The organism is Bacillus sp. Je.9.29.b (assembly GCF_051129925.1).
GTDB lineage: Bacteria > Bacillota > Bacilli > Bacillales > Bacillaceae > Bacillus > Bacillus safensis.
Map to the genome: position 1 here is coordinate 1 of NZ_JBCPSO010000005.1, position 20958 is coordinate 20958.

Sequence of the window (20958 nt, forward strand, 5' to 3'; positions counted from 1 at the left end):
TTCTGTTCGCTCGACTTGCATGTATTAGGCACGCCGCCAGCGTTCGTCCTGAGCCAGGATCAAACTCTCCGAAAAAGTACAAAACCGAAGTTTTGCTTTTCGCCAGTTTGACTGACTACCTATGAAGTATCATAGGATTTTTTTATAAAAACTCGAATTAACAGGTACGTTTTGTCTTGTTTAGTTTTCAAAGATCATGTTCAAAAATGGAGCGGGTGATGAGAATCGAACTCACGACATCAGCTTGGAAGGCTGAGGTTTTACCACTAAACTACACCCGCGTGGTTTGTATTGGCGCGCCCGAGAGGAGTCGAACCCCTAACCTTTTGATCCGTAGTCAAACGCTCTATCCAATTGAGCTACGGGCGCTTAATCAGGCGACTTAATTATCTTAACATATCGTTTTTATTAAGTCAACATCTTTTTAAAATTTGTTTGCCGCATGCGTGTGAACGTCTGTGTTTCAAATACGTCATCAGCGACGAATAAAAATATACCATGAATTATATAAAAGGGTCAATACATTTTTCTAAAAAAGTTTCATGTTTTTTAAAATTGATTTTTTCTTAGATCAATAGACATGTAATAGCCCTATTTTCTTTTCTTTCTTCATAATTCTAATGATTCTTAAATAAAATCTTTCTAAATACAAAGGAGGACAAAACATGACCACATAGAATTTTTATTTATTGGAAAATTCTTAATATTTTTCCAATCAATTAAAGGAGGTAGGAGATGATGAAAAAGTTTATCGCTTTTCAAATCATGATCGCTTTGGTGATAGGAGCTCTTATCGGCCATTTCTTCCCTGACTTCGGAATGGCGCTCAGGCCAATTGGAGATGGATTCATCAGGCTGATTAAAATGATCGTTGTTCCAATCGTGTTCTCTACCATTGTTATTGGTGCAGCCGGCAGCGGCGGCATGAAGAAAATGGGCAGCCTTGGATTAAAGACAATCATTTGGTTTGAGGTCATCACAACCATCGTTCTTGGGATCGGGCTATTATTGGCAAATGGGCTAAAGCCTGGCGTTGGCCTCGATTTCTCTAAATTAGCTAAGAAAGATATTGGGGAATTAGATGGTTATACGGAGAAGGTCGTTGACTTTAAACAAATGGTATTAGATATCATTCCAACCAATATCGTCGATGTTATGGCTCAGAATGATTTACTTGCTGTCATTTTCTTCGCCATCTTATTTGGTGTAGCGGCAAGCGGCATCGGTAAAGCTTCTGCTCCTGTTCTCACCTTCTTTGAATCAGTGGCACAAATCATGTTTAAGCTCACACAGATGGTGATGGTGACAGCACCTATTGGGGTTCTTGCATTAATGGCTGCTTCTGTCGGTCAATATGGCATTGTTTTATTAATCCCAATGATGAAGCTTGTCGGGACTGTATTTTTAGGATTATTCATTATTCTCTTTGCTTTATTCCCTCTGGTCGCACTGATCTTCCGTTTTAACTACTTCGAAGTATTAAAAATGATTTGGGATTTGTTCCTTGTTGCCTTCTCTACTACGAGCACTGAAACTGTCCTTCCTCAATTGATGGAACGAATGGAGAAATACGGGTGTCCAAAAAGAATCGTTTCTTTTGTAATTCCATCTGGTCTTTCTCTCAATTGTGACGGATCAAGTTTATATTTATCGGTTGCCTGCGTATTCCTTGCACAAGCATTTGGTGTCGATATGAGTCTGTCACAGCAGCTTTTGATGATGCTTGTTCTTGTGTTAACGAGTAAAGGTATTGCAGCTGTGCCATCCGGTTCACTCGTTGTTCTTTTGGCAACCGCTCATGCAGTAGGTCTTCCAGCAGAAGGCGTTGCCATCATAGCCGGTGTTGACCGAATTATGGATATGGCACGAACAGGCGTGAATGTTCCAGGGCATGCCGTTGCATGTATTGTCGTATCTAAATGGGAAAAAGTATTCCGTGAGTCAGCGTGGGAAGTTCCTAAAGCTGGTGAAGAAACAAAAGGGATGTAATGTTATATGAAGGAAAGGGTTCGCCCTTTCCTTTTTTATGCTAAAAATGTTTGCTTTAGTACGGCTTTTCCTTGAGGATGCAGCTGCACTTCTGCATATGCCCCATTAATCAGTGTCATTTGCGGCGGGACATGTCCACAATCTATGTCGTAAAAAATGGGGATTTGTAGTTCCTTTTGTAATTCTTCATATACATCCTGATACTGATACCCTTCAACAGGCACATCTACTGCACTTCGCCCAAACATCATACCTGAACAGTGATCAAACCACCCTGCTAGTTTTAATTGAACAAGTGATCTCTTCACGCTTGCAGCATTTAATGCGCAGTTTTCGAAATACCAGAGAATCGGTTCATCTTTTATGAATGTTTTCTGAAAAGTTTTTACGTCCCCATAAGGTGTCCCTGCTAAGTGACGTATAATATCAATGCAGCCACCCATCAGTCTTCCCTTCACTGTCATTTCTTGTTGATCAACCGTATGCCATGCGGTCGATTCTGTTAAATGAAAGACATGTTTACTCGGGTTGTCATGCTGCCATTCCTTTTGATACATAGATGAAGAAAACTGGGTTATCTCCGTCTCCCCTTTAGCGGAAAGTGTTCGTTCCCACATGGCAGTCGTTTGATCCAGCTCTTCTCCTCTTAGATCGACTAAGTTCGGTCCATGCGCTGTGGCAATGCCTGTTTTTAATGTTAACGCCAGCAGAAGTGCACTCGTATCTGAGTAACCAAGAATCCACTTTTTTTTCATCGATGAGAAATCAAGGTGCTCTAATACTTCCAAAAGCAGCTGTCCTCCCCATGGCGGGATGATGTGATCAATCTCCTCACATGTCATCATGTACTGAAGTTCGTTTGCTCGTTCTATCGCAGGCGCAGATTTTGCCTTTTCCTGCTGCCAGACCGTCTCTCCACATATGACATCATAGCCTCTATGTTTCATTCGTTCACATGAAAGCTGAAACATGTCATGCAAAGATGGCTGTACACCTGAGGAAGGTGCTGTGACGCCAATTGTTTGTCCTTTTTGCAAATGCGGAAATTGTATCATTCTGCTTCCCCCCAACCTCTACTCTCTTCCCTGTCCATTTTAAAGAAAATGCCCCTTTTATAAGGGACATCTCTTCTTATTCCTTTTGACGCAGTACAGTATAGACTCCTGCAAAGATACATAGAATCCCAATGAATGAGCGTATCCCCATCTCTTCACCTAAAAGCAGCCAGCCGAGAGCTGCCCCTACGATCGGTTGAAAGAAAAAGAACAGACCGCCGCTCGAGGCATCCATCAATTGAAGCCCTCTATTCCACAAAAAGAATGCTAGAGCTGTTGAGATGATGCCTAGATAGAGAATGCCGCCCCAAATCTCTGGCCTTGCCATCTGCTCCACATCTAGATAAGGTAAACGAAATAAAGCAGCTGGTGTTAAGACAATGAACGCAATGATGATCGCATATGTGGTCGTCACGACTTGAGGGTATTTTCCTGGAACTCGTTTCAGCAAAACAGACATCAGTGCCCAAGTTAAAGCAGCAAAAACTAATGAAAGACCGCCAACAAATTCATCTGTTTGCACTGCGACTGGTCCAATCATGAGCCATACACCTGCTGTCGCAAGCAGGATGGATGCGCACTTTCGAACAGTCATGGCTTCTTTTAATAGAAAGAACGCAAACAGCACCATAAAAGCAGGGGTCGCAGATGTGATCACAGCTCCCATTTGTGCCGACGTATACATGGTGCCAATTTCTTGGGTCACAATTGATAGGAAATTTCCGATCAATCCGATCATGACAACAAGCGGGATATCTTTTTTATCTAATCGAAAGGAATAGCCCAAGCGCCAAATGGTGCACACCAGCACGATTCCTGCTACAGCATATCTCATCCATACAAGCTCAAGCGGCGGAACCACCGCTACTGTTACTTTGACAACAACGTACATGCCGCCCCAAATACTTGCAGCGATTGCTAGGTAAAGGGCGCCTATATATTTTTCCTTCATCTTTTCCCCTCCGTTACTGGATATATTGATCGCCATATCCACAAACGGAGATCACTCTCCGTTATGGACGGAGGGTGTTTGGTACATCATGTTCAAATAAAGGCTTCCATAGCATTGTCGTCACCTCATTTGTTTTTATTTTCAGACTACTTTATAACAAATTCTGGTTGACTTCAATCCTTTTTTGTCACCATTTTTCTTCATATAATAGAAGATAAACGGATATTGACATGCTGAATTCGTTTTCATATAGTAAGTAAAACTATAGGTGGCCATGCAGAAAAGGAGTAGAGGACGTTGGATATTGAAGCGAGGAAACACATTCCCAGCACGGAACACGAACCGTTTCTTGAGGGAATAAAAGATTGTGTGCCAACCCTGCTCGGTTATATGAGTATTGGGTTTGCCTTCGGAATTGTTGGAATTAGCGCACAGTTAAGTATATGGGACATTGCGCTTTTATCGATTTTTATTTACGCAGGTGCTTCACAGTTTATAATCTGTGCACTGCTTGTGACGGGTAGTCCCCTTTCTGCTATTATTTTCACCACATTTATTGTGAATCTGCGTCATTTATTGCTCAGCCTGACGCTTGCTCCTCATTTTACACGCTACTCTGTGAAACAAAATATTGGATTCGGTCTATTGCTGACTGATGAATCCTTCGGTGTAGCGATGAATAAATTAGCGCAGCAAGGAAGGCTGAATAACAGGTGGATGCACGGACTAAACATAACGGCGTATTTATGCTGGATTGCAGCCTGCATACTTGGCGGCATTTTTGGACACTGGATTTCAGATCCTGAAGCGCTTGGTCTTGATTTTGCTTTATCAGCGATGTTTGCTGCACTGCTAGTCCTTTCGTTACAGACAGTACCAAAAAATAAGTTAACTCATCGCCTGTCGCTTGTGTTGTATATGGTCGTTGCCATGTTTGTTCTGCTTCATTTTGTTCCATCACATGTGGCTGTTCTCATAGCTACTGTACTTGTCGCAACCATTGGGGTGGTGACAGATAAATGATCAATAGCTTTATGTTATGGCTCATTGTTGGTTGTATGATCGTCACCATCATTCCAAGGGTCGTACCCTTTATATTTGTACGGAGTATTCAGCTGCCTGAAGTGGTGCTGAAATGGTTATCGTTTATTCCTATTTGTATCTTTACAGCTTTGATTGCAGAGCATCTCTTCATCCATACAACAACTGGCACAGGCGTCACTATCCACTGGATGTATCTGGCTGTATTGACTCCTACTATACTCATTGCTGTTTGGACAAAAAGCTTGTCACTTACTGTTCTTGTCGACGTCATGCTGATGGGCACTGCTAGATGGTTTTTCTAAAAGAAAAAGCTTAACCGCATGTGGTTAAGCTTTGTTTCATTTGACGATTCCGTATACAAATCCATCATAACCTTTTTCCCCAACAGTTTGAATCGCTGTTGCCTCTATTCTCGGCTCTTGTTTGAGTAAATCGAAAAATTCACGAGTTCCTTGTACTCGTTCATCCCCATCAGAGTCATGAAGGACGGCTCCATTTCTGACGACATTGTCTGCAATAATGACGGTTCCTTTTTTCGAGAAATCTAATGCCCACTTCAGATATTTCGGATTGTTCGGTTTATCTGCATCAATGAAGATCAAATCGAATGGAAGCACAGCCCTCTCTTTTAACTGAGATAACGTATCTAATGCCTTTCCTTGCAAAATGCTCACTCGTTCCGATAAGCCCGCTCTGCTGATGTTTTGCTGTGCGATCTTTACATGATGGCTGACAGCCTCTAATGTGATGAGTTCCCCATCCTCCTCAAGAGCACGCGCCAGCCAAATAGTACTGTATCCACCGAGTGTCCCGATTTCTAAAATGCGCTTTGCATTCTTCGTTTTTGCTAATAAATAAAGCATTTTCCCTTGGGCTGGTGACACATCAATTTCTGGCAGACCTGCTTGCTTATTATGAGTAAGGGCTTGCTCCAATACATCATCTTTAGGAATCAACTTGTCTGTGATATACTCGTCGACTTTCTTCCACACGTGCTCCATTTCATCCATCTCCCTTGATCATGTCTTCTCTCTCAAGTCTACATGATGATCGTGAGAACGTATAATCAATTCTTTTCACACATCTATTCATTTTTTTGATGAAAAACATGTGATGAGGAATACATGAAGCAACGCACTAGTTTCGGTTCTACTGGTTCAGCTTATTTTTGACATCCCCTTTTTTATCTTGAAGCTTTCCTTTTGCTTGATCCTTTTTCCCTTCTGCTTTCAAGTTTTGATGATCGGTTGCTTCACCAAGCTTTTCTTTGACTTGGCCTTTGACTTGATTTGTTTTTCCTTTCGCTTTATCCATATGTCCTTTTTCTTTACTCATTTGTTCCACCTCCACGTTTGATACTATTCATTTAGCCTTTTTGAAAGATACAAAACATCTGAGTGTGCGATGTACACGTTTCAGGTATGATAGACATTAGAAGAAGGGTTGGTGTTCTATTTCATGATCGTCTCTGAAAAGATATTCACAGTTCGTGGGGTGACCTATCGTATCCGGTCCGCTTCAGCGGCTGATGCCAAGCAGTTATCAGCTCTCAGACTGAAAATCGATGGTGAAACAGAATATTTAGACCGTGAACCAGGCGAAGCCTTTCTTGATGAAAAAGCATTTGAGGCTTTGATTCAAGAGGATAGCAAGCAAAGCCGGCATTTATTTTTGGTTGCTGCTATTGAAGGAAAAATTGTCGGTTTTTCAAGATGCGAGGGCCATTCACTCAAGCGCTCTGCTCACAAAGTGACATTTGGCGTCGCCATCCAGAAAGATGCTTGGGGCTATCATATCGGGAAAGAGCTTTTAGCCGCTTCAATTGACTGGGCAGATCAGCAGGGCATTCAGAAGATCTCTCTTCATGTGCTTGAAACGAACAAAAAAGCCATTCGGTTATATGAGAACCACGGCTTTTTGATTGAAGGCGTATTAAAAAACGATAAACGGCTGAGTGACGGATTATATTATGATACTGTTGTGATGGGCAGACAGCGGCCAAGCTCCTGACTACTTACATCACATAGCCCCATATCATTGAAATCGCACTGTATATCAGAAGCAGCCCCATCACATACTGGAAAGGTTTTTCGTAAGCAGTCAAAAACCGCTTATACAAAGAACCAAATAAGCTCCAGCTGAATGTACCGAGAAAGCCAATGAGTGCGAGAATCAGCGTCCATATGACATACTGCATATTAGATTGTCCATATGGCAAAACAAATGTTGAAATCACAGTCAATCCATACAAGATCGCTTTTGGGTTGATGAATTGCAGCATCATACCAGGGATAAAATGATTGTAGCGATCAAGTGTTTCGTCATCCCCGCCTTTACTTTTCATGATTTTGACCGCTAAATAAATCATGTATGCAGCTCCGATGAACGCCATGACCCAGCCTATTTTCGGCATCACTTGATAAAGAATGAGATTAAAGAAGCAGCTCAAACACAAAATAACGAGAAATCCGATACCCACACCTAAACAAAATCGAAACGTTTGCTTGACCCCAAATTTATTTGTAAAGACCATGGCCATGATGTTGTTTGGCCCTGGGGTAAAGCTGCTAACAAAAGCATAGATCAACATGGATACAATCAAGATGCCGCCTCCCTTATACGTTATTTAGACTTTAATTACTTTATTACGTATGTTACGTTTTATTGTAACGTTCGGTCTTTATAAAGTAAATAGAGAAAGGAGTTTTTTTCATGGAAGACGTACAATCGATTATTTCTAAAAATGTGAGGCTTCTTAGAGATCAAAAAAAATTAAGCCTCGAAAAGATGGCAGAATTAACTGGTGTCAGCAAGACGATGATTGGACAAATTGAAAGAGGAGAATCAACCCCTACCATCACGACTTTGTGGAAAATCGCCAACGGATTAAAGGTATCTTTTAGTGAGCTCATTCACGCACCACAGCCTGAAATCAAGGTAGTACGCAAGGAAGATGCACAGGTTTTAACTGAAGATGATGGAAAATATCGTGTATACACGACTTTCCCTTTCGATGACCGGGGGAAATTTGAAATGTACCGAGTGGAAATTGATCGAGGCGGGTCGCTTCGTGCGAGTGAACACATTGGGGGAACAGAGGAATTGATCACTGTTTTTGAGGGAGTCCTTGATTTATCCATTGGTGATGAACAATACACCTTAAAAGCCGGAGACTCTATTCGTTTTAAAGCGGACCGGACGCACACGTATCAACAAGCCGGGGAACAAATGGTCCGGATGCAAATGATTCTTTATTATCCTCATGAAAAAAGCTGACAGGCTTGTCCACCTGTCAGCTTTGCGTTTTATTTAATTAAATCCTGGATCGCGTACCACTGTTCCAGTAAATGTGACTCTATATTTTCCTAATCCTAATTCTTCAATAGAGGTTTGTTTTAAAATCCCTACCCAGCCATCCTCTGCATATACAATACTTTCTGGGATGTTTGATGTCGTATATGTTCTTGTTACTGAAACAGTTCGACTGGCCTGAGCCGTTACTTCACTGTTTGTTTGCTCCTTTGCTTCCACTGGAGCAGCTGTGACCCCAGCACCCGTTAAGACAATTGCTCCAACCAAAACAGAAGACATGACCTTTTTCACAAAAAAATCCCTCCCTTTTTTGTTGAACGTATAAACTATACCATAATTTAGAACTTTTGTAAGTTTATTTTTTCATTTTTTGAAAATTATGATATCATTGTCTTATGCTGGATAGAGTGCGTTACATACTTCTATGCATTTATCCTCACCTCAATCTAGTGAAACAATTGTGAACGGAGGTGATTTCATGAAAAAATGGCTCATCTGTTTTCAACTTGTTTTCCTCTTCTCCTTGGCGATCACACCATTTGCTTCTGCTGCCAAATGCCCTACAGTAAAACCATGTATCACTGATCCTTAAGCATAAGAAAAGGCCGATCAAACCTATTCTCTTGATCGGCCTTTTTATTTATTTTTGCTCTGCTTCCCAGCGGGCAACCTCTTCTCTTACTTTAGGAGCCACTTCTTTTCCAAATAGCTCAATGGCTTTCAGCACTTGATCATGCGGCATTGAACCAACCGGTACATGAAGCATAAAACGTGTGATGCCTACATTTTTTCTAAGGTGAATGACTTTCTCTGCCACTGTATCTGGATCTCCTACATACAGCGCCCCTTCTAAAGTTCTCGCTGCATCAAACGTAGAACGAGTATAAGGTCCCCAGCCGCGCTCTCTCGCTAATGTGTTCATCACATGCTGTGTAGATGGGAAGAATTGATCTGCTGCCAGGTCTGTTTCTGCCGCAACAAATCCATGAGAATGTGATGCTACAGTTAATTTCTCAGGGTCATGTCCAGCGTGCACTGCCGCTTGCTTGTACAGCTGAACGAGCGGTGCGAACTGTCTAGGACTTCCGCCAATGATGGCAAGTACAAGCGGTAACCCTAGTAATCCAGCACGTACAACAGATTCACGGTTTCCTCCACTGCCGATCCAGATTGGAAGCGGATCTTGAACAGGTCTTGGATACACCCCAACATCCTGAATGGATGGGCGATGCTTTCCGCTCCATGTTACACGCTCTGACTGCTGTAATTTGAGCAGCAAATCAAGCTTTTCTTCAAATAATTCTTCATAGTCATCAAGGTCATAGCCAAAGAGCGGGAATGATTCAATAAATGAACCACGGCCTGCCATAATTTCTGCACGTCCGTTTGATAGTCCATCCAGCGTTGCAAAATCCTGAAATACACGAACAGGATCTGCTGATGAAAGAACTGTCACTGCACTTGTCAGACGAATATTTTTTGTTTGTGTTGCTGCAGCCGCTAAGACGACAGCTGGATTCGATGCGGCGAAATCCTCACGGTGATGCTCACCTACGCCAAATACATCGAGACCGACTTGATCTGCTAAAATAATTTCTTCTACTACTTCTCGAATACGCTGTGCGTGACTGACTGTTTTTCCTGTTTGAAAATCGGGTGTTGTTTCAACAAATGTACTAATTCCTAGTTCCATGATGGGAACCCCCTATCTTATAAATATGTCACAAATTCAGAAACTGGCTTTCTATAGCCTCTCGCTTGTCTGCTCTCTACTTTTTCTTTTCCAAGTGTAATCATTAACACAGGAACCAAATCTGATTGAATGTTTAATACCTTTTTCATTGCTTCGGGATCAAAACCGATCATCGGACAAGTATCCCAGCCTTTATTTTTAGCGGCAAGCATAAACAGCATGGCAGATAATGAAGCATTGCGGATCGCCTCTTCCTTCTGGAAATTTGCTCCTCTCTGCACATAAAAGCTCATGGTCTCTCTGACCATTTCTTCATATTGCTGCGCATTGATAATGCCTAGCATTTTTAGGCCTTCATATATGTTCCCTGCGTGCTCATAAGCGTTTGGATCTCCGAGTACGATGATCGCTGCTGAAGCAGAGTGCACTTTATATTGTCCAAATGCCGCTTCTCTTACTTGTTCTTTCAGCTCTTCTGTTTGGACGACAACATATTGTGTATGCTGTAAGTTAAAAGCAGATGGTGCCAGCTTGACCTCTTCAAATATGCTGTTAAGCTCTTCTCTCGAAATCGAGATATTTGGCAAAAAATTTGATGCGGATCGTCTTTCACGTACCAACGTATCAAAGCTGAGTGTCATCTTGTTTCCCCTTTTCGCGAAGTTGTTTTGCACCTAAACCGACTTTTTTCAGTAATTCAATCAGCTGTTCTTTTTCTTCTTTTTCAATAAAGGCTAGATTTTGCGAAATGACATCTGTGTGTTTAGGGAAAATGTCATCAAACAATTGCTTCCCTTTTTCCGTCAGCCGTACGTGGAATACCCGCTTATCTGAAGGCGCACATTGCCTTTTCACCAGTTCTTGTTTTTCTAGTTTGTTTACGACATATGTCATGCTTCCACTTGGGATTGACAGGATATCGCTAATTTTTTGAACAGGCTGAGGCCCTTTACTGTAGAGCAATTCAAGGATCTGAAAGTTTTCAAATCCGATATCATAACGTTCAATGTCTTTTTGGATATTTGTAAAAAGGGCTTGATAGGCTTTCATCCACACGCGGAATAGCCTTAAATCTAATTCATGATCATGCTGCACCATGGCAACTACTCCTTTTTCAATAAATCCTAAAACTAGGATAAATTTATCCTAACACTAGGATATTTTCTTGTCAACGAGTTTATTTCATAAAAAAAGACCACCTTGGTTCAGTGGCCGTCTTCTTTTAAGATAAAATGCATTTCAGCAATTTGTTTATATTGTTGTACTTCCTGTAATGAGAACCTAGATTCCAGATCCGCTGGCGAAAAGAGAGGAATTCCTCTTCCAATCATGACAGGTACGATTTGAAGAAAAAGCTCATCAACCAATCTTTCTTTTATGAAAGATTGAAGCAGTCCCCCGCCGCCGACAATCCAAATATTCCGGCCTGTTTCATTCTTTAATTTTTTCACAAATGATAAGATATCTTCGCGAATGATATGGGTTCCTTCCAGACTGTCTTGTAAAGTACGTGACATGATATAACATGTCTTTCCTTCATAAGGAAACTCATCTGGTGACAGCTGAAGAACTTGTTCATATGTATTGCGCCCCATAATCAGCGTATCGACTGACGCATAAAAGGTGTCATAGCTCGTTTCTTCTTCGCCCTCTGTCCCTATCAGCCAATCGAGCCGGTGATCCTCTCTCGCTAAATATCCATCGATACTCATCGCCCCATAAAAAAGCAGCTTCCTTTTCTCACTCAATCCCACCACTCCCTCACTTCAAATAAGAACATATATTCTATTTTATCAAAAAGGAAAGACAAAGGCTACATAACTTTTTACGATTTCTGTTCCACCTTGAGGAGAAGCTCGTATAATTTATGCGCGAGCTTGCCGGCATCAATGGTCATTTCTTCATGAATCCATTCCTCGAGTACACCCACGACCCCAGACACGACAAAAGAGGCCTCTATTTGCTCATTCTCTGTAATCGGCCGCTGATCAAGCTGCCACTCTTTCATGATTTTTTCTTTGAAAAAGGCTTTGAATTGGTTTGTCGTTGGGCCATTGGGTTTTACAAATAACGTCAACATATATTGATTCTCTTTCAAGTACTCCGTCGTTTTGTTTAAAAAGGAAAGCATATCAAGAGGGTCCTGACTTGGAAAGGTTTCATCATATAACCCCCCGAGCTGATCGAATAGTTCTTTCTCAAGCTGTTCATATAAATCAAACACATCTTGATAGTGCAAATAAAAGGTTCCCCTGCCTAAATCCGCTTTCCTTGATAGCTCTGATACTGTAATCTGCTGCACTTCCTTTTTCTTTAACAGTTCAAGGAAGCTTTCCCGAATGGCTCTTTTTGTTTTGATTGTTCGTCTGTCCTTCATGACATTCCCTCCATTGCTGAACAATCAGGCGCCAAATGTCTATTTATGTACAGGATTTCATCCATTGCCGGTGTTCGATTGGTTTACTTCTTATTATAATCAACACATGTTCAATAATCTATATATGTTCAGTAAAGGAGGGCCATCTTATGTTTCATTTCAGACTTGCTAGAGAGGATGAACTGCCTCAAGTGGCAGAGTTGTTAGATGATTCGTTTCAGGAATATTCATTTTTTGACCTATTATGTGAAAAGGTCTCAAATCGGTCTGCTTTCGCTCGTCAGCTGCATTTGGTCAATACAAAGGTGTATTTTCAGCATCAAATCTGTTTGGTCGGGGTTGAGAACGAGAAAATTGTGTCTGCTGCCCTTTTAAAGCATCCGCGTCTTCCTGAACCAGGCGTCATGGATTATGTGTTGTCAGGTGGGTTAAAGCTGCTCTTCACTGGCGGTATATCGGCGATTCAGCATATGTTCCGTGTGTTAAAGGAGGCGAAAAAAGCATGTTCTTCCTTAAAGCAGCCTTACTGGTATTTAGAAGCACTTGTCGTGGCAAAAGACCAGCAAGGAAAAAAACTCGGAAGCCGCATGTTAAAGCAATGCCTTTTTCCCTTTATCGCCCGGCAAGGCGGCGGACTGTTTACACTGATGACACACAACGAGGCCAATCGTCAGTTCTACCGAAAAAATGGCTGGATGGAGTTTGATGAAAGGGTACTGCGCGGAAAGGAAATGTCCTTGGAAAGCTGGAGCTATAAAACCGTGATTAAATAAGGTATCCTCTTCAGGTGATGATATAATAGAGTCAGTTCAATCAATGATCATACTTGGGGGAGAGACTGATGATACGACGACTTGATCATATCGTGTTGACTGTACAACATATGGAGGACACCATTCGCTTTTATACAAAAGTATTAGGGATGAAGGAAGAAACTTTTGGTGAAGGCCGTAAAGCGCTTCGTTTTGGTTTACAGAAGATCAACCTTCATGAAGCTGGTCATGAATTTGAGCCAAAAGCGGCTCATCCTCTTCCTGGATCTCATGATTTGTGCTTTATCACCGATTTAGACATGGACAGTTTACTGCTGCACCTCCGGAAGCAAGTGGTCCCCATTGAAGAGGGGCCGGTCAGACGCACAGGTACATTAGGTCCAATTGAATCTGTTTATATCCGTGATCCTGATCTGAATTTAATTGAAATCTCTCGATATATAGAGGAGGGTGATCCGTCATGACTCGTATATTTTTGAGACCGATTGAAGAGCAAGATTATCCTGGTATTCAAAGAGGATGCCAGCATGCAGAAACACTTTATATGACTGGCACACGCAAAACGTTCACACTAGAAGAAATTCGCTCCGCCTATACCCGCTTTTTGCAAGATGACAGCAGACGAGATTTCGCCATTTGTCTGCTAGACACGAAAGAGATGATTGGAGATGCGGCGATTGTGGACATTGATCCAATCAATCATACGGCAAGCTTCCGCATTGCGCTTCACGGGCCAGAGCATTTTCAAAAAGGCTATGGCACTGAAGCTGTTCGGATGGTTCAAGCATTTGCATTTGACACATTAGAACTCAACCGTCTTGAGCTTGAAGTCTTTTCCCACAATCCAAGGGCCTTTCGAAGCTATGAGAAAGCCGGATTTCAATACGAAGGAAAAAGACGCCAAGCGCTCTATTTCAACGGTACATACTCAGATGTCATCATCATGGGCATCCTTCGAGAAGAATATAACCACATGATGAATACAGATGCTCCTGCTTAAGAAAAGTCGTCTTTTTTAAAAAATTGAATCCCAGTGACGATGATTAAACAAATGATGGAAGAGAGAACGATAGAGACACTCGCTAGACTAAGCGCCATGCCTTCCCATCTGCCAATAAAGAAACTGACAATCAATAAAACCAAACCAAATAAAATCAAGCATATAGGAACAATGAACCCCGCATGGCGCTGCCGGCGTCTTTTCCCTGCCCACCATGAGAGACACAATACAACGATTGTAAAAAAGGCGGTTTGCAGCCAGAACATGTGATATCAACTCCTAACCCATAACAATGGAGGTACTTCAAATGAACATTAGACCCATTGAGCAAAAAGACAATCCGTATATCGCAGCGATTATCCGCCAGTCACTAGAATCAGCGAATCTAGCGATTGAAGGAACAGCCTACACTGATCCCCAACTTGACCAGCTTTTCGAATACTATCAATCATTGACTCATGCAGCCTATTGGATTGCTGAAGAGCAGGGTGACATTGTGGGCGGTGTAGGGATTGCTCCATTTACAAATGGAGTATGTGAATTACAAAAGCTTTATTTAAGTCCAAAAGCACAAGGAAAAGGTGCGGGCAAAAAACTGATGGATACGGCGCTGGAGTATGCCTCTACATACTACGAAGCGTGTTATTTAGAGACCCGCCGGGAATTAACAGCGGCTATAGGCCTTTATCAGCGGTATGGCTTTTCTCTTCTTTCAGAACCGCTTGAAGGCTCTGAGCATTCTGCAATGGATGCTTGGTATCTCAAAACCTTCTCATCTTGAACCATAAAACAATCGATAGGTTTTGAGCCTCTGAAAGCCTAACTTCTCTGCCAGTTTGATTGAAGCTAGGTGATGGACATCGCAATCTTAATGCGGTGTCCTCTTTTTTTCAAGACAGGTGCTGATCATATGCTGAGCTGCCAGCAGCGCCAAACCTTTTCCGCGATAAGACTCATCTGTCCAAATATCTATCTCCGCACGATCCATACTTGAAAAAATAGAGACGCATTCACTCACCACGTTCTCTCCATTTAAAATGGCAATCCCGATTCCCTTTGATAGAAAACGAGCTGTTTCTCCCCAATAGGCTTCGTAATAGTTAGGAGGAAAAGCCCTGCTTGCAGTCATCACCCGCTCATTTGTCCGCTCTACTCTATAGCCTGGATGAGGCTGAGTGGCATGAGAATATGCCTGTGAATAAACGTACGCATGTCTTTCCATTTCATTCAGATGTGACCCAAGACATTTTTTCATCATCGCATCTGTTAATGAATTTGCTGAAAATAAGGTGAATCGGCCGTTTTGTCTTTTCTGCCTTTCGTACATATCCACAATGAAGGCTGAGCAGCGTAACAGCTCCGCTTCACTCCTTCCTGCCACATAATAAATACCGCATGAAGCTTCGAGAAAATAAACAAGCGGATGCGCTTCATCATCTACATAAAGATGTCCTTGTATGACGCCATCCATGACCGCATCTACAAACACTGGATATGCCGGATCAATCTGCCGAATTCCTTTTTTCATTGATGGTGTCTTTTGCCGTTCCAAGAGATGCACGATTTCTCCTCCTTTCCTTCCATTATAAAGAAATTATAAAGAAAAAGCTGCTAACATTCAGGTCTCTTTTCAGCAAAAGGAATTCTTCTGCATCAATGGCGCAATTAAAAAAAGAGACCTTTGTTAAAAGGTCTCTTACTTCTGCATGACATTATTCTGCCGCTGCCTCTTCTGTCACTTTCCCCTTCCAAATCAGAGTTAAGCCTAATCCAAGAAATAAGACAACACCTGCGAATAAAAATGGGAAATGAATATTTTGATCGAATAAAATGCCGCCAAGTGCCGGCCCGAAAATCGTACCTAGGCTTGTGTAGGTGGAGTTCATTCCTGCGACAAACCCTTGCTGGTTGCCAGCGATTTTGGATAAAAAGGTCGTTAATGCTGGACGTAATAAATCAAAGGCAAGGAAAATGACACATGTGACAATCAGAACAACCAAAAAACCTGAAACAACAGTTGAAACGAAAGCAAGGACAGCCCCGATAATTAGACATAGCTGAATGACTCTTTTTTCCCCAAGGGCATTTACTAATTTACCAAACACAAGTACTTGGATGATGACTGCCACAATCGAGCTGACGGTAATGATCACGGCAATATCTTTTGGACCAAATCCAAACTTATGATTTGTAAACAAGCTAAAGACTGTTTCATATGCAGATAGTCCAAATGCGAGGACAAACACAATGATAAAGGCGATAAGGTAGCTTGGATGAATTGATTTTTTCAAATCTTTAAAGAAAGTCGATTCTTTCACTTCATTCATTTGCTTCTCTCGCTCTTCTTTTGTTAAAGGCTCCTTCAGCATAAACATAGACGAAATGACGGCAATAAACGCAATTCCTGCCGCAAAGAAGAATGGCAGGCGTACGCCGTATTCTGCAATAAACCCGCCAATTCCCGGGCCAATGATAAAACCAGTACTAATGGCGGCAGAAACATAGCCCATCGCCTTTGATCTTTCTTGAACGGTCGTAATATCTGCGACATACGCAGTGACAGCCGGCATAATAAATGCCGCACTAATACCGCCTAGAAGCCTTGCAACATACAGAACATACACGTGTGTACCAAGACCAAAAACGAGTTCTGATAACGCGAATAGAAACAGCCCGGTCACAATCATAATCTTTCTTCCGTAGCGGTCTACCCATCTCCCTGCAATAGGTGATGCGATGAGCTGAGCAACGGCAAACGCCGCCACAAGGTATCCCATCGTACTCCCTGTTAGATGCATCACATTCATGAATAACGGCATGACAGGAATAATAAGACCAATGCCTAAAAACGCAATAAATATATTACTTAATAAAATCACGAGTACTGCTTTTTGCTCTCGAATCGGTTTTTGCATGATGTTTGTTTCCCCTTTACTGACTCACTTGTTACTCATGATGGTTGATTCCGTGAATAAACAATGAGATCGCCTCTTTTTGTAACTCTTTCTTCTGCTCGATGGTGTCATTTTTATATAACACGTCTAATCCATAAAAAACGGAAAGTAATATTTTCACTTTTGACTCCACCTGCTGGATCGACCAGCTGCCATCTTTGTTTCCTTCAAGTAAGATATCTCTCATCACATCATCAAAATCGACATCAATCTTGTTCAGCCGCTCCATGACTTCGTCTGATGTAAAAGCACTGGCGCAAAATTCCTCACTCGCTCTCATTAATGGGTAGTTAATGCCCATTTGGCTGAGCAGTTCTGCAAACCCGGCAAGCTTGTCGATAGCTCGGTTCAGTGTTTTCTTCTCCTCATGCCACGTTTCCATCATCAAACGATGATCCTCTTCCATAATATGAAGAAACAAAAACTCTTTTCCTTTGAAATGATGATAGAGATTGCCTTTACTCACCTCAGCAGCCTCTAAAATATCACGCACGGATGTTTCTGAATAACCTTTTTTTGCAAATAAATCACGAGAAGCGGTGACGATTTTTTGCTTCGTCTTCTCACTCTTTCCAGCCCCGCTTTGTGTACTTGTCATGTGTCACAATTCCTTTCTACCCTGCATTTCTTCATACGGACAAAATAAAACCGACCAGTTGGTTTATTTTTTTATTATAAATGGATTTTCCTCATAATACAATGAAAAAGGCATTGGACTTCATAAGGAGTGATTCATGTGAAAACAAACAAAATAGTCATTTGCGCTATCACCAAAAAGGACTTATATGTATTTTTCTTCTGCGACCTTTTAATGGCTACTTTGGCGTACTACGTGTTCAAATTCAAACCAACGACACTTTATGAATGTGCAGGGGTCATGGGAAGTATACTATGTCCCTTTTTGATGAAAAAGTGGATATACCGGTGATCTCCCTTTCAAGTATATCCGTCATTCATTTAACTTTTCTTTATATTTAACTTCACTTAAATATAAAGATTGCCCATAATAGAAGAGAGGTGAGGTGATGTCATTGGATGAGGAAATCATTCATTACGGTAAAAAGATCATTGAATACTCGAATGCTCTAGGCTCAATTTATGTAGAAGAGTATCAGCGATTTTTAAAACATGAGTATGCAGATTTATCAGCCAAACAAGAGCTGACGCTTGAGCTATTGCGCACGAAAACGAGAACAATCAATGAATTAGCTGATTACTTTTCGATTTCTGCCAGCGCAGCTAGCCAGCTTGTATCAAAGCTTGAGCAGCTCGGCTATGTCAAACGAGAAATTAATCCACATAACCGAAGAGAAATCATTGTTGATTGTGCTCAAAAGGGCCATGACTATCACAAGAATACGGAAGACATTCAATTGCACCTTATTCAAAAATATTATGCAAAGCTTCCAAAAGAAGATTTAAAAACATTACTATCTCTATACGAAAAGATCTATCAGATTGCAAAAGAAGCGCCTTAATACGGTGTTTCTCTCACTAACATTTAAGTTAGCTAAACTATTAAGGAGATGAAAATATGCAAAGCATTCATTTACAAGATGGCCGGTACATTGGTTTGACTCAATACGGTGATCTTGAGGGGTTTCCAATTTTCTTTTTTCATGGAACACCTGGATCAAGAGTGATGTTTTTAGATGATGATCCAATCTCTCAAAAGCTCGGCATTCGCCTCATCTGTTTGGATCGACCTGGATTCGGTTTATCCACCCCTCTACCTGACCGTACAATTTTAGACTGGGCAAAAGACGTGCTGGAAGTGGCAGATGATCTTGGCATTCAACATTTTTCAGTGATGGGTGTATCTGGAGGCGGCGCATTCGCAGCTGGTTGTGCCTATCAATTGCCGAATCGCGTCCTTTCAGCCGCTCTGATCTCAAGTACAACCCCTTTTCAAGGCGGAAAACCGCCGAAAAGTATGCTAAAAGAAAATAAATTAGCCTTTTTCCTTAGTAAGAAGTTTCCTTGGCTATTGAAAGCAAGCTATCGTTCCCAGAAAAAAATGATTGAGAACAAACCAGAGAAATTTAAGAAGCTGGCCAAAAACGGGAACAAGCATTTACATCCGTGGGATCGGCAATTCCTTCAAACCGATGAGCAGTTAGAGATGATGATGACACATTTATACGAAGCGACTCGTCAATCGGTGGATGAATGTATTCGTGAACCCATTTTACTCTCAAAACCATGGGCATTCGATATGAAAGATATTCAAATCCCTGTTGAAGTCTGGCACGGAAAAGAAGATACAATGGCTCCATTTGTAGAAATAGAAAAAATTGCTCAGGCGATTCCAAACGTCAAAACCCATTATATAGATCAAGCAGGGCACTTTCTTACTGATGTAGACGATATTTGGCGAGATATTTTACTCTCTTTAAAGGAGCGTGCTGAACATCAGGAACATGCATAAAAAAAGACCCAATATGACTTGGGTCTTTTTCTTCATTAATACTGTTCATAATACCTCTGTACTTTATCTGGATCCTTTGTCTTCGTCAGTGCCAGCATGAGCAGAATACGTGCTTTTTGCGGGTTTAATGAATCAGACGACACAAAGTGATGTTCATCATCCGTTTTTTCATGGGTGACAATTCCATTACCCGTACGGCTTGATCTCACAAGAACCACATCTTTTTTCACTGCATCTGTTGCCCCTTTGATGGCTTCTGTTGACATCGTTCCATTTCCTGCTGCAGCCACGACAATCCCTTTCGCACCTGCTTTGACTGCGGCATCATACATATATTTTTGATCATTTTGATAGCCGTATAAAATATCAACTTGCGGCAATTCTTTTATCTTTGATACATCAAATTCACTTTCAGTCGTATGTTTTCTTGTCGGTTCGTTATAAAAGGACACCACTTCACCAGTAACTACTCCGATGTATCCTTGCTCAAGTGACTTGAAGGCATCGGTTGTGGTCGTGTTTGCTTTCGTGATAAATCGAGCCGAAGCAATTCGGTCATTTAATGTGACCATGACCCCCTTGCCCTTTGCTTCTTTGGCTGATGCAATTTTCACCGCATGATACAAGTTGAGCGGACCATCCGCACTGATTGCCGATGCTGGTCTCATTGAGCCAACGACCACCACAGGCTTATCACTTTTGACAACCAGATGTAAAAAGTAAGCTGTTTCTTCAAGTGTATCTGTTCCATGCGTGATGACAATGCCATCTACTTGATCATCTTTTAATAGTTCATTCACTCGCTTGGCTAATTTTAAAAGAAGAGCGTTATCAACATTTTCACTGCCGACATTCGCAACCTGCTCACCCGTGACATTTGCAATATCTTTCAGCTGTGGAACTGAATCAATGACTTTATCAATGCCGAGTGAACCAGATTTATAGCCCGTCGTATCTGTATCACTGTCTGAACTGCCAGCAATCGTCCCGCCCGTGGCTAATACCTTAATATTAGATAAGGACTTATTCCCTGTTTCAACCGCCTTGTTTTTCTCTTTTGTTGCACTCGATACGTTCTCTTTTTCATTTTGACTATTCTCTTGAGTGCCCGTGTTCGCACAGGCTGCTGTCACCAGTAATAAAACAGAAAGAAGGACAGCACCTAACCATTTTGTCATGTTCATTGGATCATCTCTTTTCCTCATTTGATGGATTCATGGCTAAACTCTATCTATAGGATTTACTTTATACCATACATTCATTCATCGGCATGAGGCTAAAGGTATAGTACCAAATACTGGGAATGACCTTATGTTTTTAATGAATTACTTTAAAATATAAACAAAATTATAAAAATAACCTAATTAACCTTAAATTTACC

At 41.5% G+C, this 20958-nt stretch carries 27 protein-coding genes, 2 tRNA genes and 1 rRNA gene; 11 read left to right on the forward strand and 19 right to left on the reverse strand.

Annotated features, from left to right (window positions below; genetic code table 11):
* The 3 genes from AAZR19_RS10975 to AAZR19_RS10985 form a co-directional block, all read right to left on the reverse strand.
* Nucleotides 1-75, reverse strand: a 16S ribosomal RNA gene (locus AAZR19_RS10975); the annotation flags it as partial.
* 132 nt (nucleotides 76-207) lie between these two features.
* A tRNA-Gly gene (locus AAZR19_RS10980) sits at nucleotides 208-281 on the reverse strand.
* Between the two features lie 11 nt (nucleotides 282-292).
* Nucleotides 293-369, reverse strand: a tRNA-Arg gene (locus AAZR19_RS10985).
* Nucleotides 370-738: 369 nt separating this feature from the next.
* On the opposite strand from AAZR19_RS10985, the gene gltP reads away from it, so the two are divergent.
* On the forward strand, nucleotides 739-1989 hold the full coding sequence (gltP, locus tag AAZR19_RS10990; protein WP_024425437.1) for a glutamate-aspartate/proton symporter GltP: 1251 nt from the start codon (nucleotides 739-741) through the stop codon (nucleotides 1987-1989).
* Nucleotides 1990-2024: 35 nt separating this feature from the next.
* Here the strand turns inward: gltP and AAZR19_RS10995 are convergent, their stop codons facing one another.
* Together AAZR19_RS10995 and AAZR19_RS11000 are read right to left on the reverse strand one after the other, a co-directional pair.
* Complete coding sequence (locus AAZR19_RS10995) at nucleotides 2025-3044, reverse strand: S66 family peptidase (RefSeq protein ID WP_041106450.1); 1020 nt, start codon at nucleotides 3042-3044, stop codon at nucleotides 2025-2027.
* Nucleotides 3045-3120: 76 nt separating this feature from the next.
* A complete protein-coding gene (locus AAZR19_RS11000; RefSeq protein WP_041106448.1) occupies nucleotides 3121-3996 on the reverse strand; it encodes a DMT family transporter in 876 nt (291 codons plus the stop codon).
* Between the two features lie 297 nt (nucleotides 3997-4293).
* Here AAZR19_RS11000 and AAZR19_RS11005 point away from each other — a divergent pair, with 297 nt between their 5' ends.
* Both AAZR19_RS11005 and AAZR19_RS11010 read left to right on the forward strand, forming a co-directional pair.
* Nucleotides 4294-5019, forward strand: a complete 726-nt coding sequence (locus tag AAZR19_RS11005; protein ID WP_041106446.1) for an AzlC family ABC transporter permease — start codon at nucleotides 4294-4296, stop codon at nucleotides 5017-5019.
* Nucleotides 5016-5342 carry an AzlD domain-containing protein gene (locus AAZR19_RS11010; RefSeq protein ID WP_076840801.1) on the forward strand — a complete coding sequence of 109 codons (327 nt, stop codon included), beginning with the start codon at nucleotides 5016-5018 and terminating at the stop codon, nucleotides 5340-5342. Before AAZR19_RS11005 ends, AAZR19_RS11010 begins: the two co-directional genes overlap by 4 nt.
* Before the next feature lie 36 nt (nucleotides 5343-5378).
* On the opposite strand, the gene AAZR19_RS11015 is transcribed toward AAZR19_RS11010, so the two are convergent.
* Together AAZR19_RS11015 and AAZR19_RS11020 are read right to left on the reverse strand one after the other, a co-directional pair.
* On the reverse strand, nucleotides 5379-6041 hold the full coding sequence (locus AAZR19_RS11015; protein WP_041106441.1) for an O-methyltransferase: 663 nt from the start codon (nucleotides 6039-6041) through the stop codon (nucleotides 5379-5381).
* Between the two features lie 148 nt (nucleotides 6042-6189).
* Nucleotides 6190-6375, reverse strand: coding sequence for a CsbD family protein (locus tag AAZR19_RS11020; RefSeq protein WP_024425431.1), 186 nt, complete (start codon nucleotides 6373-6375; stop codon nucleotides 6190-6192).
* 123 nt (nucleotides 6376-6498) lie between these two features.
* Between AAZR19_RS11020 and AAZR19_RS11025 the strand changes: the two genes are divergently transcribed.
* Nucleotides 6499-7050, forward strand: a complete 552-nt coding sequence (locus AAZR19_RS11025; protein ID WP_041106459.1) for a GNAT family N-acetyltransferase — start codon at nucleotides 6499-6501, stop codon at nucleotides 7048-7050.
* Nucleotides 7051-7054: 4 nt separating this feature from the next.
* On the opposite strand, the gene AAZR19_RS11030 is transcribed toward AAZR19_RS11025, so the two are convergent.
* Nucleotides 7055-7642 carry a LysE family transporter gene (locus tag AAZR19_RS11030; RefSeq protein WP_041106439.1) on the reverse strand — a complete coding sequence of 196 codons (588 nt, stop codon included), beginning with the start codon at nucleotides 7640-7642 and terminating at the stop codon, nucleotides 7055-7057.
* A gap of 110 nt (nucleotides 7643-7752) precedes the next feature.
* Between AAZR19_RS11030 and AAZR19_RS11035 the strand changes: the two genes are divergently transcribed.
* Nucleotides 7753-8316, forward strand: coding sequence for a helix-turn-helix domain-containing protein (locus tag AAZR19_RS11035; RefSeq protein WP_041106437.1), 564 nt, complete (start codon nucleotides 7753-7755; stop codon nucleotides 8314-8316).
* Nucleotides 8317-8349: 33 nt separating this feature from the next.
* Here AAZR19_RS11035 and AAZR19_RS11040 read toward each other — a convergent pair whose 3' ends face one another.
* The 6 genes from AAZR19_RS11040 to AAZR19_RS11065 form a co-directional block, all read right to left on the reverse strand.
* Nucleotides 8350-8643, reverse strand: coding sequence for a hypothetical protein (locus AAZR19_RS11040; RefSeq protein ID WP_041106435.1), 294 nt, complete (start codon nucleotides 8641-8643; stop codon nucleotides 8350-8352).
* Between the two features lie 349 nt (nucleotides 8644-8992).
* On the reverse strand, nucleotides 8993-10045 hold the full coding sequence (locus tag AAZR19_RS11045; RefSeq protein ID WP_024425426.1) for an LLM class flavin-dependent oxidoreductase: 1053 nt from the start codon (nucleotides 10043-10045) through the stop codon (nucleotides 8993-8995).
* A gap of 17 nt (nucleotides 10046-10062) precedes the next feature.
* The gene (locus AAZR19_RS11050; RefSeq protein ID WP_041106433.1) at nucleotides 10063-10686 is read right to left on the reverse strand and encodes a nitroreductase family protein; all 624 of its coding nucleotides are present in this window, start codon (nucleotides 10684-10686) and stop codon (nucleotides 10063-10065) included.
* Nucleotides 10670-11143, reverse strand: a complete 474-nt coding sequence (locus tag AAZR19_RS11055) for a MarR family winged helix-turn-helix transcriptional regulator (protein ID WP_041106431.1) — start codon at nucleotides 11141-11143, stop codon at nucleotides 10670-10672. Before AAZR19_RS11055 ends, AAZR19_RS11050 begins: the two co-directional genes overlap by 17 nt.
* 107 nt (nucleotides 11144-11250) lie before the next feature.
* On the reverse strand, nucleotides 11251-11793 hold the full coding sequence (locus AAZR19_RS11060) for a dihydrofolate reductase family protein (protein ID WP_139336393.1): 543 nt from the start codon (nucleotides 11791-11793) through the stop codon (nucleotides 11251-11253).
* A gap of 77 nt (nucleotides 11794-11870) precedes the next feature.
* On the reverse strand, nucleotides 11871-12422 hold the full coding sequence (locus AAZR19_RS11065; RefSeq protein WP_041106427.1) for a TetR/AcrR family transcriptional regulator: 552 nt from the start codon (nucleotides 12420-12422) through the stop codon (nucleotides 11871-11873).
* Between the two features lie 149 nt (nucleotides 12423-12571).
* On the opposite strand from AAZR19_RS11065, the gene AAZR19_RS11070 reads away from it, so the two are divergent.
* The 3 genes from AAZR19_RS11070 (at nucleotide 12572) to AAZR19_RS11080 (ending at nucleotide 14195) form a co-directional block, all read left to right on the forward strand.
* A complete protein-coding gene (locus AAZR19_RS11070) occupies nucleotides 12572-13195 on the forward strand; it encodes a GNAT family N-acetyltransferase (protein ID WP_434703166.1) in 624 nt (207 codons plus the stop codon).
* 68 nt (nucleotides 13196-13263) lie between these two features.
* Nucleotides 13264-13659 carry a VOC family protein gene (locus tag AAZR19_RS11075; protein ID WP_434703168.1) on the forward strand — a complete coding sequence of 132 codons (396 nt, stop codon included), beginning with the start codon at nucleotides 13264-13266 and terminating at the stop codon, nucleotides 13657-13659.
* Nucleotides 13656-14195, forward strand: a complete 540-nt coding sequence (locus tag AAZR19_RS11080; protein ID WP_254806192.1) for a GNAT family N-acetyltransferase — start codon at nucleotides 13656-13658, stop codon at nucleotides 14193-14195. The genes AAZR19_RS11075 and AAZR19_RS11080 overlap by 4 nt, the downstream gene beginning before the upstream one ends.
* On the opposite strand, the gene AAZR19_RS11085 is transcribed toward AAZR19_RS11080, so the two are convergent.
* Nucleotides 14192-14461, reverse strand: coding sequence for a YesK-like family protein (locus AAZR19_RS11085; protein ID WP_034284090.1), 270 nt, complete (start codon nucleotides 14459-14461; stop codon nucleotides 14192-14194). The genes AAZR19_RS11080 and AAZR19_RS11085 overlap by 4 nt on opposite strands.
* 41 nt (nucleotides 14462-14502) lie before the next feature.
* Here AAZR19_RS11085 and AAZR19_RS11090 point away from each other — a divergent pair, with 41 nt between their 5' ends.
* Nucleotides 14503-14976 (forward strand): GNAT family N-acetyltransferase, encoded by a 474-nt coding sequence (locus AAZR19_RS11090; RefSeq protein ID WP_163115550.1) that lies wholly within the window; start codon nucleotides 14503-14505, stop codon nucleotides 14974-14976.
* A gap of 87 nt (nucleotides 14977-15063) precedes the next feature.
* Here AAZR19_RS11090 and AAZR19_RS11095 read toward each other — a convergent pair whose 3' ends face one another.
* From AAZR19_RS11095 to AAZR19_RS11105, 3 genes are all read right to left on the reverse strand, one after another.
* Nucleotides 15064-15756 carry a GNAT family N-acetyltransferase gene (locus AAZR19_RS11095; RefSeq protein WP_434703170.1) on the reverse strand — a complete coding sequence of 231 codons (693 nt, stop codon included), beginning with the start codon at nucleotides 15754-15756 and terminating at the stop codon, nucleotides 15064-15066.
* Nucleotides 15757-15907: 151 nt separating this feature from the next.
* The gene (locus AAZR19_RS11100; protein ID WP_163115552.1) at nucleotides 15908-17110 is read right to left on the reverse strand and encodes an MFS transporter; all 1203 of its coding nucleotides are present in this window, start codon (nucleotides 17108-17110) and stop codon (nucleotides 15908-15910) included.
* Nucleotides 17111-17141: 31 nt separating this feature from the next.
* The gene (locus tag AAZR19_RS11105) at nucleotides 17142-17747 is read right to left on the reverse strand and encodes a TetR/AcrR family transcriptional regulator (RefSeq protein ID WP_041106413.1); all 606 of its coding nucleotides are present in this window, start codon (nucleotides 17745-17747) and stop codon (nucleotides 17142-17144) included.
* 427 nt (nucleotides 17748-18174) lie between these two features.
* Here AAZR19_RS11105 and AAZR19_RS11110 point away from each other — a divergent pair, with 427 nt between their 5' ends.
* Both AAZR19_RS11110 and AAZR19_RS11115 read left to right on the forward strand, forming a co-directional pair.
* A complete protein-coding gene (locus tag AAZR19_RS11110; RefSeq protein WP_041106407.1) occupies nucleotides 18175-18627 on the forward strand; it encodes a MarR family winged helix-turn-helix transcriptional regulator in 453 nt (150 codons plus the stop codon).
* A 56-nt stretch (nucleotides 18628-18683) separates the two neighbouring features.
* Complete coding sequence (locus AAZR19_RS11115) at nucleotides 18684-19577, forward strand: alpha/beta fold hydrolase (RefSeq protein WP_163115554.1); 894 nt, start codon at nucleotides 18684-18686, stop codon at nucleotides 19575-19577.
* A gap of 35 nt (nucleotides 19578-19612) precedes the next feature.
* Here the strand turns inward: AAZR19_RS11115 and AAZR19_RS11120 are convergent, their stop codons facing one another.
* On the reverse strand, nucleotides 19613-20761 hold the full coding sequence (locus tag AAZR19_RS11120) for a type II asparaginase (protein WP_254806194.1): 1149 nt from the start codon (nucleotides 20759-20761) through the stop codon (nucleotides 19613-19615).
* Nucleotides 20762-20958: the final 197 nt, after the last annotated feature.